At 43.1% G+C, this 12,838-nt stretch carries 9 protein-coding genes and 2 tRNA genes; all 11 read left to right on the top strand.

Features of this window, described 5'->3' with window-relative positions; all coding sequences use genetic code 11:
* Nucleotides 1-17: 17 nt before the first annotated feature.
* The 11 genes from OU792_RS07885 (at nt 18) to rpoC (ending at nt 12,818) form a co-directional block, all read left to right on the top strand.
* A tRNA-Thr gene (locus OU792_RS07885) sits at nt 18-89 on the top strand.
* A 59-nt stretch (nt 90-148) separates the two neighbouring features.
* Nucleotides 149-1,336, top strand: coding sequence for an elongation factor Tu (gene tuf, locus OU792_RS07880; protein WP_026945194.1), 1,188 nt, complete (start codon nt 149-151; stop codon nt 1,334-1,336).
* Between the two features lie 111 nt (nt 1,337-1,447).
* A tRNA-Trp gene (locus tag OU792_RS07875) sits at nt 1,448-1,518 on the top strand.
* A gap of 17 nt (nt 1,519-1,535) precedes the next feature.
* Nucleotides 1,536-1,724, top strand: coding sequence for a preprotein translocase subunit SecE (gene secE, locus OU792_RS07870; RefSeq protein WP_024284755.1), 189 nt, complete (start codon nt 1,536-1,538; stop codon nt 1,722-1,724).
* Between the two features lie 18 nt (nt 1,725-1,742).
* Nucleotides 1,743-2,300 carry a transcription termination/antitermination protein NusG gene (nusG, locus tag OU792_RS07865; protein WP_024284756.1) on the top strand — a complete coding sequence of 186 codons (558 nt, stop codon included), beginning with the start codon at nt 1,743-1,745 and terminating at the stop codon, nt 2,298-2,300.
* A 3-nt stretch (nt 2,301-2,303) separates the two neighbouring features.
* A complete protein-coding gene (gene rplK, locus OU792_RS07860) occupies nt 2,304-2,747 on the top strand; it encodes a 50S ribosomal protein L11 (RefSeq protein ID WP_024284757.1) in 444 nt (147 codons plus the stop codon).
* Nucleotides 2,748-2,757: 10 nt separating this feature from the next.
* Nucleotides 2,758-3,456 (top strand): 50S ribosomal protein L1, encoded by a 699-nt coding sequence (gene rplA, locus OU792_RS07855; protein WP_274669902.1) that lies wholly within the window; start codon nt 2,758-2,760, stop codon nt 3,454-3,456.
* Between the two features lie 3 nt (nt 3,457-3,459).
* Entirely contained in the window at nt 3,460-3,999 is a 540-nt protein-coding gene (gene rplJ, locus OU792_RS07850; RefSeq protein ID WP_026945197.1) for a 50S ribosomal protein L10, read from the top strand.
* Between the two features lie 43 nt (nt 4,000-4,042).
* Nucleotides 4,043-4,426, top strand: a complete 384-nt coding sequence (gene rplL, locus OU792_RS07845; protein ID WP_024284760.1) for a 50S ribosomal protein L7/L12 — start codon at nt 4,043-4,045, stop codon at nt 4,424-4,426.
* A 155-nt stretch (nt 4,427-4,581) separates the two neighbouring features.
* Complete coding sequence (gene rpoB, locus OU792_RS07840; protein ID WP_026945199.1) at nt 4,582-8,457, top strand: DNA-directed RNA polymerase subunit beta; 3,876 nt, start codon at nt 4,582-4,584, stop codon at nt 8,455-8,457.
* Nucleotides 8,458-8,507: 50 nt separating this feature from the next.
* Nucleotides 8,508-12,818 carry a DNA-directed RNA polymerase subunit beta' gene (gene rpoC, locus OU792_RS07835; RefSeq protein WP_026945200.1) on the top strand — a complete coding sequence of 1,437 codons (4,311 nt, stop codon included), beginning with the start codon at nt 8,508-8,510 and terminating at the stop codon, nt 12,816-12,818.
* Nucleotides 12,819-12,838 lie beyond the last annotated feature (20 nt).

Raw genomic sequence — 12,838 nt, 5'->3', positions numbered from 1 at the left:
GAGGGCATCGGGTAAAAGCCGACGTAGCTCAGGGGTAGAGTACTTCCTTGGTAAGGAAGGGGTCACGGGTTCAAATCCCGTCGTTGGCTCTTAACGGCTTATAATTAAACTAAACATATCTTTAAACTTAAACTGAGGATTTTCAAGCATGGCAAAAGCAACATTCGACCGTTCCAAGCCGCACGTAAATATCGGTACGATTGGACACGTGGACCATGGGAAAACTACATTGACTGCAGCTATCACTACAGTGTTGGCTAAGCAGGGTCTTTCCGAACTACGAGATTTCTCTTCTATCGACAACGCGCCAGAAGAAAAAGAAAGAGGTATTACTATCAACACCTCTCACGTAGAGTATCAAACAGCAAACAGACACTATGCACACGTAGACTGTCCAGGTCACGCTGACTATGTGAAAAACATGGTTACAGGTGCCGCTCAAATGGACGGAGCTATCCTAGTGGTAGCAGCTACAGACGGACCAATGCCACAAACTCGTGAGCACATCCTTTTGGCTCGTCAGGTAGGTGTACCTGCTCTAGTTGTATTCCTTAACAAAGTTGACATGGTTGACGATGAGGAACTTCTTGAGCTAGTTGAAATGGAAGTTAGAGAATTGCTTTCTTTCTACGAATTCGACGGTGATAATATTCCAGTTATTCAAGGTTCTGCTCTTGGAGCATTGAACGGAGAAGAGAAGTGGGTTAATACAGTGATGGAATTGATGGATGCGGTTGATAACCATATTCCGCTTCCAGAGCGATTGACTGACAAAGATTTCTTGATGCCTGTAGAGGACGTGTTCTCTATCACAGGTCGTGGTACTGTAGCTACCGGACGTATCGAAAGAGGTGTAATCAACTCTGGTGATCCAGTTGATATCATCGGTATGGGTGCTGAAGGATTGAAGTCTACTGTTACTGGTGTTGAGATGTTCCGTAAGATTTTGGACAGAGGTGAAGCTGGTGATAACGTAGGTCTATTGCTTAGAGGTATCGAAAAAGCGCAAATCAAGCGTGGTATGATTATCTGTAAGCCAGGATCCGTAACTCCACACGCTCACTTCAAGGCTGAGGTTTACGTTCTTTCAAAAGAAGAAGGTGGACGTCACACTCCATTCTTCAACAAGTACCGTCCACAGTTCTACTTGAGAACTACTGACGTGACTGGAGAGATCAAACTTCCAGAAAACGTTGAAATGGTAATGCCTGGTGATAACGTAACTATCGAAGTTAACTTGCTTAACGCAGTTGCTTTGGAGAAAGGTCTTCGATTTGCGATCCGTGAAGGTGGTCGTACAGTAGGAGCCGGTCAGGTTACTGAAATCCTAGACTAATACATATTATACTTAATTAACAATGCGATCCTAAAGTTTTTTGGGATCGCATTTGTTTCTTAAGGCACTTATATCTAATTTTGCGTTCCCGTTTGGAGAGCGATCAAACACACGGGCATAGTTCAATGGCAGAATAGCGGTCTCCAAAACCGTTGATGGGAGTTCGAATCTCTCTGCCCGTGCTAGCAAGCGAATCAATATGAATTTAAAAAACTTTGTCCTCGAGTCTTACGACGAAATGAAGAACAAGGTCACCTGGCCGAAGTACTCATTTCTCCAGAATTCTGCCGTATTGGTATTGGTAGCGTCACTGATCTTTGCACTGTTTATTGGTGGAGTGGATCTAGGATTCGAAAATATCATGACATGGTTTTATGATTTGTTTTAATTGAATTGAAATTACAGCATGGCCGAACATAAGTGGTACGTACTCAGAGTAGTAGCAGGACAGGAAAAAAAAGCAAAGACTTACCTTGACAATGAAATTGTCAGGCAAAAGTTGGATGAATTTATTCCAGATGTTCTGATTCCTTCTGAGAAAGTATATGAAATGCGAAATGGCAAAAAGCGAGTCCGAGAGAAGAACTTCTTTCCGGGCTATGTGCTTGTCAACGCAGATCTATCGAATGGAGAGGCCAATCACGTAATAACGAGTATTCCGGGAGTAATCGGGTTTCTTGGATCAAGCCAGGGGGGAGCTTCCAAAACCCCTGAACCATTACGCCAATCAGAAGTTAACCGCATCTTAGGAAAGGTTGAGGAGATTGATGAGTTTGCCGAGAAGCTGGATACACCATTTATAGTCGGAGAGTCCGTAAAAGTAATGGATGGACCCTTCAGTGGATTTACCGGGACGATTGAGGAGATATTTGATGACAAGAAGAAATTGAATGTTATGGTCAAGATCTTTGGACGAAATACTCCTGTTGAATTAAACTTTATACAAGTAGAAAAACAAGACTAAGCAATGGCTAAGGAAATCACTGGTTATTTAAAACTGCAAGTGAAAGGTGGCCAGGCTAACCCGTCGCCTCCAGTAGGTCCAGCTCTTGGTTCCAAGGGTCTGAACATCATGGAGTTCTGTAAGCAATTCAATGCACGTACCCAAGACAAAATGGGTCAAACGTGTCCTGTATTGATTACAATCTACTCGGATAAGTCTTTCGATTTTGTTGTAAAAACTCCACCAGCAGCAAACCTGCTTTTGGAAGCAGCAAAAATCAAAGGAGGATCTGCAGAGCCTAACCGTAAGAAGGTAGGATCTGTTACCTGGGATCAGGTAAAGGAGATAGCGGAGGTGAAAATGCCTGACTTAAATGCTTTCAAAGTGGAGTCTGCCATGCGAATGGTAGCGGGGACTGCACGTAGTATGGGTATCACAGTATCTGGAAAAGCCCCTTGGGAAGAATAATTATACAACTATGGCTAAGTTAACAAAAAAGCAAAAAGAAGCTCTTTCTAAGTACGACCCAAGCCAAGTGTACTCCCTGGAGGCCGCTTCTACGATCGTAAAAGAGATTACTAACACAAAATTTGACGCATCTGTGGATGTGGATGTACGCCTTGGTGTAGATCCTCGAAAAGCAGATCAAATGGTCAGAGGTGTAGTGGCTCTACCTCATGGTACTGGTAAAGACACCAAAGTATTGGTTCTTTGTACACCGGACAAAGAGGAAGAGGCGAAAGAAGCAGGCGCAGACTACGTTGGATTGGACGACTACATTGCTAAGATCGAAGGTGGGTGGACTGACATTGATGTCATTATCACTATGCCTAACGTAATGGCAAAAGTAGGTAGACTAGGTAGAGTGTTGGGTCCTCGAGGCCTAATGCCAAACCCTAAAGCAGGAACAGTAACCCTAGAAGTGGGTAGAGCTGTAAAAGAGGTGAAGGCTGGTAAGATTGATTTCAAGGTAGATAAGTTTGGAATTATTCACGCAAGCGTAGGAAAAGTATCTTTTACCCCTGAGAAAATTCAGGAGAACGTAAATGAACTTATCCAAACCATCTCCAAGCTGAAACCAGCTTCCGCAAAGGGAACTTATTTTAGAAGTATTCATCTATCCAGTACGATGTCTCCGGGCATCAAACTAGACAAGGGTAGTTTTCAAGGTATCTAAATCATGACTAGAGAAGAGAAAAAAGAAATAATCGACGGTCTTACCGAGAAATTCAGAGAAAACCCTTTCTTCTATGTTACAGATGCTTCCGGGTTTACTGTAGCACAGGTGAATGCTTTCCGACGTACATGCTTTGAAAAAGGAGTGGAGTACAAAGTGTACAAAAACACCTTGATCAAAAAAGCATTGGAGAATCTCGATGCAGATTTCTCTCAGTTGGATGATACATTGAAAGGTTTCTCTGGTATTATTTTCTCCAAAGAGATCAGCAATTTACCGGCGAAAGTTTTACTTGACTTCCGTAAGAAGTTAGGTAAAAAAGAAACCAGACCAGTATTCAAAGGAGCTTCCATCGATTCAGATGTAATCGTAGGTGAAGCAAATCTTGAAATGCTGTCCAACCTTAAATCTAAGCAAGAATTGCTTGGAGACCTTTTGGGTCTGTTGCAATCTCCTGCTATGAACTTGATCTCCGCACTTCAGAGTGGTCAAAACAACCTAGGTGGTGTTTTGAAGGCTTTGGAAGAAAGAGGCGAGCAGTAAAAATTCACACATTTAACAACGAAAATTTAAACTTTACAATAAAATGGCAGATCTAACACAACTTGCAGATCAGTTGGTTAACTTGACTGTAAAAGAGGTTAAAGAATTGACAGATATCCTTAAGGATCAGTATGGTATCGAGCCTGCAGCTGCAGCTGTAGCAGTAGCTGGACCAGCTGCTGGTGGTGCTGATGGTGGCGCTGCAGAAGAAGAGAAAACTTCTTTTGACGTGGTATTGAAGGCAGCCGGTGGTCAGAAGCTTGCAGTAGTTAAGCTTGTGAAAGAATTGACTGGTCTTGGATTGAAAGATGCAAAGGAATTGGTTGACTCCGCTCCTAAAGCATTGAAAGAAGGTATCGCTAAAGACGAAGCTGAGGCTTTGAAGAAGTCTCTTGAAGAAGCTGGTGCTGAAGTAGAGATCAAATAATTTGGCAAAACCTGAACCCTTGGTTTAGGTATTGCCCTAAGACCTGACTAAAATAAGTCAGGTCTTTTCCTGTTTATGCACAGGGTAAAAATTGCATTATTCCAAGCGATAATTGTCGCATTCCTTTATTAAATATCACTAAAACACACACTACCTTGGCTATCAAGAATCAAACCGAAAGGAAAAGTTTCTCCTCCATTAAGGTGGTCAAAGACTATCCGGATTTTCTCGATATTCAGTTGCAGTCCTTCAAGGACTTTTTCCAACTGGATACACCTGCTGAGAAGCGAAGAGCAGACGGATTATTCAAGGTTTTTTCAGAGAATTTCCCAATTTCTGATTCCCGTGAAAACTTCACCTTGGAGTTTATTGACTATGCAGTTGACCCTCCTAAATACAGCGTCGGAGAGTGTATCGAGCGCGGACTGACCTACTCTGTGCCGCTCAAGGCAAAATTGAGGTTGCTTTGCCACGATGAAGATAATGAGGACTTTGAAACCATCGAGCAGGAAGTATTTTTAGGAAATCTTCCATACATGACCGAAAAAGGTTCATTTGTGATCAATGGGGCTGAGCGAGTGATCGTTTCCCAGCTTCACCGATCTCCAGGTGTCTTCTTTGCTCAAAGTAAGCACACCAACGGTACCAAGCTTTATTCCGCTCGAATTATTCCTTTCAAAGGTTCTTGGATCGAATTTGCAACTGACATCAACAATGTCATGTATGCTTATATCGATCGTAAGAAAAAATTTCCTGTAACCACACTTCTTAGAGCTATTGGATACGGTTCAGATAAAGATATCCTGGATCTATTCGGTCTTTCTGAGGAAGTAAATGCCACAAAAACTGCCCTTAAAAAAGCTGCAGGCCGTAAGTTGGCTGCTCGTGTTTTGAGAACATGGGTAGAGGACTTTGTGGATGAGGATACTGGAGAGGTAGTTTCTATCGACCGAAATGAAGTTCTATTAGAACGTGATACGGTACTTACCGAGGAAGATATTGAAATGATCTTGGATTCAGGCTCTAAGAGCATCATTCTCCACAGAGAAGATGTCAACATTGCTGACTACTCCATCATCTACAATACTTTACAAAAAGATAACTCAAACTCTGAGAAGGAAGCGGTAGAAGTCATTTATCGTCAGTTGAGAAATACTGAAGCTCCTGATGAGGCTACTGCCCGTGAGGTAATTCACTCCTTGTTCTTCTCTGACAAGCGTTATGATCTAGGAGAAGTTGGTCGTTATAGAATCAACAAAAAACTGGGTCTCGACATCGATTCGGAGAAAATCGTCCTTACCAAAGAGGATATCATCAATATCGTTAAATACTTGATCGGTTTGATCAACTCTAAAGCAGTTGTCGATGATATTGATCACTTGTCAAACAGACGTGTTCGTACTGTAGGCGAGCAGCTTTACAGCCAATTTGGTGTAGGTTTGGCTAGAATGGCTAGAACCATCCGTGAGCGAATGAACGTTCGTGACAACGAAGATTTCAAGCCAGTTGATTTGATCAACGCGCGTACGCTTTCTTCAGTAATCAACTCTTTCTTCGGAACCAACCAACTTTCTCAGTTTATGGATCAAACCAATCCATTGGCTGAGTTGACCCACAAGCGTAGACTTTCTGCCTTAGGTCCTGGTGGTCTTTCTAGAGAGCGTGCAGGTTTCGAGGTTCGTGACGTTCACTATACGCACTATGGGCGTCTTTGTACGATCGAAACTCCTGAAGGTCCAAATATTGGATTGATTTCCTCTCTTTGTGTTCACGCAAAAGTGAATTCAATGGGCTTCTTGGAAACTCCTTATCGCCAAGTAAAAGAAGGCAAAGTAGGGATGAAGAAGGAGGATATTGTCTTCCTTACTGCAGAAGAAGAGGATAATCATAACATCGCTCAGGCCAATGCACCTTTGGATGAGAAAGGATCTTTTGTAAATGATCGTGTGAAGGCTAGATATGAGGGTGATTTCCCTGTGTTGGAGCCAAACGAAATCAGCTACATGGACGTAGCTCCTAATCAGATTGTATCTGTAGCTGCTTCGTTGATTCCATTCTTGGAGCATGATGATGCAAACCGAGCCTTGATGGGTTCCAACATGCAGCGTCAGGCAGTTCCATTGTTGAAAGCTGAAGCACCAATCGTAGGTACTGGACTTGAAGGAAAAGCTGCTATCGATTCTAGATCACTGATTATTGCTGAGGCAAGCGGTGTGGTTGACTACGTAGATGCTACAAAAATCCGAATCAAGTATGACCTATCTGACGATGAGTTGTTGGTCAACTTCACGGATGAATATAAAACATATGATCTGATCAAATTCAGAAGAACTAACCAAGACACGACGATAAACCTAACACCACTTGTTTTGCATGGTCAAAAAGTGGAAAAGGGTCAAGTTTTGGTCGAAGGATACTCCACCAACAATGGTGAGCTTGCACTGGGTAAAAACCTAAGAGTAGCTTACATGCCTTGGCAGGGTTACAACTTCGAGGATGCGATCGTTATTTCTGAGCGAGTTGTTCGTGAGGATATATTTACTTCCATTCACGTAGAAGAATTCCAACTAGAAGTTCGGGATACCAAGCGTGGAGAGGAAGAATTGACTTCTGAAATTCCAAACGTTTCCGAGGAAGCTGTCAAGCACTTGGATGAAAACGGTATCATCACTGTAGGTGCGGAAATCAAAGAGGGCGATATTATCATTGGTAAGATTACTCCAAAAGGTGAAACTGATCCTACACCAGAAGAGAAGCTTCTAAGAGCTATCTTTGGTGACAAAGCAGGTGATGTAAAAGATGCTTCTTTGAAAGCTTCTCCATCATTGAACGGAGTGGTAATCGAGACCAAACTATTCTCTAGACCTAAGAAGGATAAGGATGTACGTGCTAAAGCAAAAGCTGAGGTTGAAAAACTGAAGGCAAAATACTCCAAGGACCTTCTTGGAATCCGCGCTCGAATGATCAACAAGTTGGTCAATATTCTTGATGGAAAGACGTCATTGGGTGTCAAGCATAAGTTTGGTGATGAGATTATCAGCAAGGGACAGAAGTTCAATCATAAAAACATTGAAAATAACCTCTTCCCAGCTAAGAACCCTTATCGGGATGAGTCTAACTACAATGTGCCAGAAGAAGCGAATTTGATCTCAGACATCATCCTAGATGACTGGACAGATGATGCACATACCAATTCACTCATTGTACAATTGGTGAAAAATTACACCAATGCTCGTAATGAGATTTCCGGTCAATTTAAGCGTGAGCGATTTACATTGGAGGTAGGTGATGAGCTTCCTGCAGGTATCGTGAAGTTGGCAAAAGTATACGTAGCCAAGAAGCGTAAACTGAAAGTAGGAGATAAGATGGCAGGTCGTCACGGTAACAAAGGTATCGTGGCAAGAATCGTAAGAGATGAAGATATGCCATTCTTGGAAGATGGTACTCCAATGGACATTGTATTGAACCCACTGGGCGTACCTTCCCGAATGAACATCGGACAGATCTTCGAAACTGTATTGGCATGGGCTGGTCAGAAACTTGGTAAGAAATATGCCACTCCAATCTTTGATGGAGCTTCTATGGAAGAGGTTTCTGCAGAGTTGGAAGCAGCAGGTTTACCTCCATATGGCCGAACTTACCTATACGATGGTCTATCAGGCGTCAGATTTGATCAGCCGGTGACCGTAGGTATAGCTTACATGTTGAAGCTAGGTCACTTGGTAGACGACAAAATGCACGCAAGATCCATCGGTCCTTACTCTTTGATCACGCAGCAGCCATTGGGTGGTAAAGCCCAATTCGGTGGACAGCGATTTGGAGAGATGGAAGTATGGGCATTGGAAGCATTCGGTGCATCACACGTGTTGCAGGAAATTTTGACGGTTAAGTCTGATGACGTAATTGGCCGTGCAAAAGCATACGAAGCGATTGTTAAGGGTGAGAACCTGCCAAAACCAAATATCCCTGAATCATTCAATGTATTGGTTCATGAATTGAGAGGTTTGGCATTAGAAATCACCTTAGACTAATTTGGCTCAATTGGGCGGGTAACCGCCCTTCACATATCTTTCTATAAACTATGGCGTTCAGAAAAAACAAAAAACTCAACAATGACTTTTCGAGAGTCACCATCAGTTTGGCTAGCCCAGAATCTATTCTGGATAGCTCAAATGGTGAAGTGACCCAGCCAGAAACTATCAACTACAGAACTTACAAGCCTGAAATGGGCGGGTTGTTCTGTGAGCGGATTTTTGGTCCGGTCAAAGACTGGGAGTGTCATTGTGGCAAATACAAGCGCATCAGATACAAGGGCATTATCTGCGACCGTTGTGGTGTAGAGGTGACCGAGAAGAAAGTACGACGTGAGCGAATGGGACATATCGAATTGGTAGTTCCAGTTGCCCATATTTGGTATTTCAAGTCCCTTCCAAACAAAATTGGTTACCTATTGGGACTTCCTACCAAAAAGCTAGATCAAATCGTATATTATGAGCGATATGCGGTAGTTCAAGCTGGTATTAAAGCTGAAGACGGTATTCAATATCTTGACTTTTTGACGGAGGACGAATACCTCGATATCATGGATAAGCTTCCAAAAGAAAACCATCTTTTGGATGACGATGATCCTAATAAATTCATTGCCAAAATGGGTGCGGAGGCATTGGAAATGCTTCTTGCTCGTTTGGATTTGGATGATCTATCTTACTCTCTTCGCCACCAGGCGGCTACAGATACTTCCCAGCAGCGGAAGGCTGAAGCGCTAAAGCGATTGAAAGTAGTAGAGGCATTCCGTGATGCACGTACGCGAATCGAAAACAGACCTGAGTGGATGATCGTCCGCATGGTGCCTGTTATTCCGCCAGAATTGCGACCATTGGTTCCTTTGGATGGAGGTCGATTTGCAACTTCTGATTTGAATGACCTTTACCGTCGTGTAATTATTCGAAACAACCGATTGAAGCGTTTGATCGATATCAAAGCACCTGAGGTGATTTTGAGAAACGAAAAGCGAATGCTTCAGGAAGCTGTCGATTCACTATTTGACAACTCAAGAAAAGTAAATGCGGTAAGATCCGATGGAAACCGTGCCTTGAAGTCTCTTTCTGATATGTTGAAAGGTAAGCAAGGTCGATTCCGTCAGAATTTGCTCGGTAAGCGTGTGGATTACTCCGGTCGTTCGGTGATCGTAGTAGGTCCTGAATTGAAGCTTCACGAGTGCGGTCTTCCTAAAAATATGGCAGCAGAGCTTTTCAAGCCTTTTATCATCAGAAAGTTGATCGAAAGAGGAATTGTTAAAACGGTAAAATCTGCTAAGAAAATTGTGGATCGTAAAGATCCTGTCGTTTGGGATATTTTGGAAAATGTGTTGAAAGGGCACCCTGTTCTTCTCAACCGTGCTCCAACTCTTCACCGTTTGGGTATTCAGGCTTTCCAGCCAAAATTGATCGAAGGAAAAGCGATCCAATTGCACCCACTAGTTTGTACAGCATTCAACGCTGACTTTGACGGTGACCAAATGGCGGTACACGTTCCACTTGGACATGAAGCTATCCTAGAGGCATCTACTTTGATGCTTTCTTCGCACAACATTTTGAACCCGGCCAACGGTGCTCCAATTACTGTCCCTTCTCAGGATATGGTATTGGGTCTTTACTACGTGACTAAGGGTAAAAAATCTACTGAGGAAGAGCCTGTAGCTGGAGAGGGAATGACCTTCTACAGTCAAGAGGAAGTAATCATTGCTCTTAATGAGGGGCAAATTTCCAAACATGCTCACATTAAGTGTAAGGTAAATGTTCGCTCTGCAGATGGAGAGATCAAATCTGAGCTTATTGACACGGTAGCAGGACGATTGATTTTCAATCAATTTGTACCAGAAGAAGTAGGCTATGTCAACGAACTATTGACTAAGAAAAAGCTTCAGCAAATCATTGCTAAAGTTGTGAAGGTTTGCGGTGTAGCCCGAACTGCTCAATTCCTGGATGATATCAAGCACCTTGGTTTCCAAATGGCCTATCAAGGTGGATTGTCCATGGGTCTGAATGATGTCATCATTCCGGATGAGAAAGATCCGATGATTGATAAGGCAAAAGAAGAAGTAGATGTTGTTTGGAACAACTATCTAATGGGTCTTATCACAGACAATGAGCGATACAACCAAGTAATTGATATCTGGACAAGAACTAACTCTCATCTGACGAACATCTTGATGAAGCAGATGGAGGAAGATAAGCAAGGATTTAATGCGATCTACATGATGATGCACTCCGGAGCCCGAGGTTCTCGTGAGCAGATTCGTCAGTTGGGTGGTATGAGAGGTTTGATGGCCAAGCCACAGAAGAACCTTCAGGGTTCTGTAGGTGAAATCATCGAAAACCCAATCCTTTCAAACTTCAAAGAGGGTCTTGATGTATTGGAGTACTTTATCTCCACACACGGTGCTCGAAAGGGTCTTGCAGATACAGCCTTGAAAACAGCCGATGCGGGGTATTTGACTCGTCGTTTGGTTGACGTAGCTCAAGATATGATTGTCACTGAAGATGATTGCGGTACGCTAAGAGGATTGGTTGTACAGCCACTCAAAGACAATGAAGATATTGTAGAGCCACTTTCTGAGCGAATCCTGGGACGAGTATCTGTTCACGACGTGTATGATCCGATTTCTGATGAATTGATCATTCCTGCCGGAGTAGAGATTGACGACGAAATCGCCGCTAAAGTAGATGATTCCGCAATCGAAGAAGTTGAAATTCGATCCGTGTTGACTTGTGAAACTCGTAGAGGAGTTTGTTCTAAGTGTTACGGAAGAAACCTTGCTACTGGTAAAATGGCTCATACAGGTGAATCTGTCGGTGTAATTGCTGCACAGTCCATCGGTGAACCAGGTACCCAATTGACACTTCGTACATTCCACGTCGGTGGTACAGCTTCCAACATGGCAGTTGATGCAAGTATCAATGCTAAATTTGAAGGAGTTGTTGAATTCGACGAGGAATTGAGATTCATCGAGACCACCAATAAGGATGGAGAGCCTGTCACAGTAGTAATGGGACGATCTGGTGAGATTCGAATCAATGAAGCGAAAAGCGGCAAGACCCTAGTGTCGAACCACGTTCCTTACGGAGCTATCTTGAATGTGAAAGATGGTCAGAAGGTAGCGAAAGGTGATTCACTTTGTACTTGGGATCCATACAACGCAGTGATTCTTTCCGAATTTGATGGAAAGATTGATTTCGAGTCGATTGTTGAAGGTGTTACTTTCAAAGAAGTAGCCGATGATCAGACAGGATTCCGTGAGAAAGTAATCATCGAAACCAAAGATAGAACGAAGAACCCTGCCATCGTGGTAGAATACGGTGAGGATAGCAAGTCTTACAATATCCCAGTTGGTGCCCACTTGGCAGTAGACTTGGGCGACAAAGTGAAGGCTGGTCAAATCCTTGTTAAAATTCCACGATCTGTAGGTAAAACTCGAGATATTACCGGTGGTCTTCCACGAGTAACCGAACTTTTCGAAGCACGTAACCCGTCTAATCCGGCGGTAGTTTCTGAAATCGACGGAGTGGTTTCTTACGGAGGTATTAAGCGTGGTAACCGAGAGATCATCATCGAATCTAAAGATGGTGTGATCAAGAAATACATGGTGTCGCTTTCTAAGCACATCTTGGTACAGGAGAATGATTTTATCCGTGCTGGTGAGCCATTATCTGATGGGGCAATTACTCCAAATGATATCTTGGCGATCAAAGGGCCGACGGCTGTTCAGGAATACTTGGTCAATGAAATTCAGGAAGTATATCGACTTCAAGGTGTGAAAATCAATGATAAGCACATCGAGGTGATTGTATCTCAAATGATGCAAAAAGTCGAAATTCTGGATGCAGGAGACACGAGCTTCCTTCAGGGTCAGACTGTAGACAAGTGGGCTTTCAGAGAAGAAAACGATATGATTCTTGATAAGAAAGTCGTCATGGATGCAGGTGATTCTAGTACTTTGAAGCCAGGTATGATCATTTCTGCAAGAAGATTGAGAGACGAAAACTCCAGTCTGAAGCGTAAGGATTTGAAATTGGTACAAGTGAGGGATGCAGAAACTGCGGTTTCTAAGCCAACACTTCAAGGTATCACTGCAGCTTCTTTGGGTACTGAGAGCTTTATCTCTGCAGCATCCTTCCAGGAAACTACCAAGGTACTTTCCGAAGCGTCTATCCGAGGTAAGCGTGATGAGTTGTTAGGTCTGAAGGAAAACGTGATCGTAGGTCACTTGATCCCAGCCGGTACAGGTCAGCGTAACTTCCAGAAGATGATCGTTGGATCTCAAGAGGAGTACGAAAAGCTTTCTGAAAACATGGAGATGACTTCTTCAAAGTCCAGCGAAGCAATTCTGTAAAATTTATAATTAGTCTTAAG

This window comes from Algoriphagus sp. NF (assembly GCF_028823735.1).
Lineage (GTDB): Bacteria > Bacteroidota > Bacteroidia > Cytophagales > Cyclobacteriaceae > Algoriphagus > Algoriphagus marincola.
Note: the sequence above shows the minus strand (reverse complement) of the source record. Positions and strands in the feature narration are given on the sequence as shown.